This window comes from Streptomyces sp. NPDC059900 (genome assembly GCF_050270335.1).
Taxonomy (GTDB): domain Bacteria; phylum Actinomycetota; class Actinomycetes; order Streptomycetales; family Streptomycetaceae; genus Streptomyces.
On the sequence record NZ_JBNNJZ010001006.1, the window covers coordinates 1 to 1,737 of the forward strand.

Here is a 1,737-nt window from a genome sequence, read left to right on the forward strand (position 1 = left end):
GGGCCCGGCCGTCCCAGGCCGGGCCCACCCCTTGGGCACGTACGCCACTGCCCGTGGCGTACGTGCGGCTCTATGGCGTCCTCAGGAACGCATCACCGCCTGAACGCATCACCACCGGTACCAGCGGCCCTTGCGGCCGCCGCTCGCCGCGGGGCGGATCACGAAGCCGAGCAGCCACACCACGAGCAAGATGACCGCGACCCACCACAGCGCCTTCAGCGCGAAGCCCGCACCGAAGAGGAGCAGGGCCAGAAGCAGAACTACGAGCAGGGGAACCATTGCTATCAACCTCCTGGCCACCGGGTGCCCTTACGGTGCGCACATAAGTACACAAAAGGCGTGTTTCTTTCACAGGTTGCAGGGCACGTGCCCGCACCGTGGAGTGCCCCGTTCCGCCCCAGCCATGCATCACGGTCCGTCCCCGTACCGCGGTGCGCCGGTGATGTTTGCGGGGCTGCCGACTGGCTAACCGGAGGAGCAGCACATGATGTCGACGCCAAGGGAGCGTGAGCGGTCATGACCGCCAACGAGAAGGGCAAGGCGAAGGTCGAGCAGGTCACCGGCGCCGCCAAGGAAGCCGCCGGACGCGCCGTGGGCAATGAACGCCTCACCGCCGAAGGCCGCGCCCAGCAGGCCAAGGGCGACGCGCGCCAGGCCAAGGAGAAGACCAAGGACATCGGCAAGCACTGACGTTCGCGCGACTGAGTCGGGGCCGCTCCGGAAGCCGGGGCGGCCCCGACGCGTGTATACCAACTCGCCAACAGTCGTCAGAATGTTCTGACAAATCCATTGACGCTGCCGCGCACCCGCCGCTAGAACTCCCCCAGCCGCATTCGGGCGGCCGGGAGAAGAGGTGGCCCCACCATGCTTAGTCCCACCACGCTTAGTCCCACCATGCGCACGGCCCGCACGGCAGCAGCCGCCCTGGCGGTGATCGCGCTCGCGGCCGGATGCAGCAGCTCCGGCGGCAAGGGCGACGAGGACAAGTCGGACGACGGCGGGGGAGGCGGCAAGGGCGTGAACACGCCCCGCCTCAAGATCGCGATGATCACCCACTCGGGCGAGGGCGACACCTTCTGGGACATCGTGCAGAGCGGCGCCAAGCAGGCCGCCCGCAAGGACAACGTCGAGTTCCTCTACTCCAACGACAAAGAGGCCAAGGGACAGGCCGAGCTCGTCCAGTCCGCGATCGACAAGAAGGTCGACGGCATCGTCGTCACCCTGGCCAAGCCGGAGGCGATGAAGGCGGTCCTCGGCAAGGCCGAGGACGCCGGGATACCGGTCGTCACGATCAACTCGGGCGGCGAGTTCTCCGCCGAATTCGGGGCACTGAGCCACATCGGCCAGGACGAGTCCGTGGCGGGCGAGGCCGTCGGCGACGAACTCGACAAGCGCGGCAAGAAGAAGGCGCTCTGCGTCATCCACGAACAGGGGAACGTCTCCCTGGAGCAGCGCTGCGCCGGCGTCAAGAAGACCTTCGGGGGCTCGGTCGAGAACCTGAACGTGGACGGCACCAACGCGCCCGGCTCCGAGTCCTCCATCAGTGCGAAGCTCCAGGCCACCAAGGACATCGACTCCGTCGTCACGCTCGGCGCGCCGATCGCCGCGTACTCGGTGAAGGCGAAGGAGGATGCGGGCAGCAAGGCGGAGGTCGACACGTTCGACCTGAACGCCGAGGTCGTCAAGCGCCTGGGGGCCAAGGAGGTCGGCTTCGCCGTCGACCAGCAGCCCTACCTC

General features: G+C 67.7%; 3 protein-coding genes. 2 read left to right on the forward strand and 1 reads right to left on the reverse strand.

Going from position 1 to position 1,737, the window contains the following annotated elements; translation table 11 throughout:
- Nucleotides 1-108: 108 nt before the first annotated feature.
- A complete protein-coding gene (locus ACQKIP_RS46670; RefSeq protein ID WP_365863272.1) occupies nt 109-279 on the reverse strand; it encodes a hydrophobic protein in 171 nt (56 codons plus the stop codon).
- Between the two features lie 237 nt (nt 280-516).
- On the opposite strand from ACQKIP_RS46670, the gene ACQKIP_RS46675 reads away from it, so the two are divergent.
- A complete protein-coding gene (locus ACQKIP_RS46675) occupies nt 517-690 on the forward strand; it encodes a CsbD family protein (protein WP_365863274.1) in 174 nt (57 codons plus the stop codon).
- Nucleotides 691-894: 204 nt separating this feature from the next.
- Nucleotides 895-1,737: substrate-binding domain-containing protein (locus ACQKIP_RS46680; protein ID WP_427745787.1), on the forward strand; the 843-nt coding region annotated here is incomplete at its 3' end.

Coding starts and splice junctions, on each gene's coding strand:
- ACQKIP_RS46670 (WP_365863272.1), bottom strand. CDS start 279: ATGGTTCCCCTGCTCGTAGTTCTGCTTCTGGCCCTGCTCCTCTTCGGT.
- ACQKIP_RS46675 (WP_365863274.1), top strand. CDS start 517: ATGACCGCCAACGAGAAGGGCAAGGCGAAGGTCGAGCAGGTCACCGGC.